Genomic DNA, 1,214 nt, shown 5'->3' with positions numbered 1-1,214 from the left:
CCGTCGCCGCGTACGAGCGAGGGATCGTCCCGGATGCCCAGCGCCGCGGCCACCGTCTCGGCGACGTCGTTCTTCGTGCCGGCCAGTTCCACCAGCCAGACGCCCTCCTCGAAGTCGTCCGCGAGCCCCGCGGCCGCCTCCAGCGCGAGCCGGGTCTTACCGACGCCGCCCGGTCCTGTCAGGGTGACTAGACGCGCCGCCCCGACCAGTTCCCGTACCCGGGCCACCGCGTCCTCGCGGCCCACGAGGGCGGTGACAGGGGCGGGCAGGTTCGTGCGAGGGCGGGGCGTTGGCAGTGCCACCTCGGCCTCGCTCTGGACCGCCGCCCCAGAGAACGACACCGCCCCAGAGAACGACGCCCCCTCGGCGCGCGGCGTCCGCGCTTCCGCCCGCGGCGCGGCCAGCTCCGGGGACTGGCGGAGCATCGCCTCGTGGAGCGCGGCGAGTTCCGCGCCGGGGTCCATGCCCAAGTCGTCGGCCAGGCGCTCGCGCAGGTCGCGATAGGCGTCCAGAGCCTCTGTCGGGCGCCCCGCCAGATACAGCGCCCTCATGTACGCGCCTCGCAGCCTCTCCCGCAGCGGCTGCTCGGCCACCAGGTCCGCCAACTCGTCCGCGAGCGAGGCGTGTTCCCCCGGAGGCTCGAGGTCCAGGCGCAGTTCCGCCCGCACCTCCTGGGCCGTGAGCCGCTGTTCCTCCAGGCGGGCCACCGCCACCCGCACGAACTCCGCGTCCCGGAAATCCGCGTACGCCGGTCCACGCCACAGCGTCAGCGCCTCCGAGAGGAGCGAGACCCTCGTACGCACATCAGGGGTCGCGCAGGCGTCGTACGCACGGGAAGTCAGCGCCACGAACCCGGCCGCGTCCGTCAGTTCCTCCGGCGGCGTTCCCTCCGGGGCCCGCAGCAGATAGCCGGCCTGGCCGTACGCCACGAGCTCGCGCGCGCCCGGTTCCGCCTTGTCCAGGACCCTGCGCAGCTGGGAGACCTTGGTCTGGAGGGTGTTGGCGGGGTTGCCCGGCAGCCGCTCGCCCCACAGGTCGTCGATCAGGACGTCGGCGGGAACCGGCCGCCCCTGGTGAATCAGGAGATTCGCGAGCAGGGCACGGACCTTCGGCTCGGGAACCGGGACGACCGCCCCGTCCTCCGTGCGCACCGTCAGCGGGCCCAGCACCTCGAATCGCATGCCGCCACGTTAATGCGGGCCGGAACAGGGCTC

At 73.6% G+C, this 1,214-nt stretch carries 1 protein-coding gene; it reads right to left on the bottom strand.

Annotation, left to right across the window (positions count from 1 at the left end; translation table 11 throughout):
• A partial coding sequence (locus ACZ5CR_RS46105) for an AfsR/SARP family transcriptional regulator (RefSeq protein WP_468869945.1) occupies positions 1–1,181 on the bottom strand: 1,181 nt, incomplete at its 3' end.
• Positions 1,182–1,214 lie beyond the last annotated feature (33 nt).

This window comes from Streptomyces sp. NPDC031274 (assembly GCF_055570235.1).
Note: the sequence above shows the minus strand (reverse complement) of the source record. Positions and strands in the feature narration are given on the sequence as shown.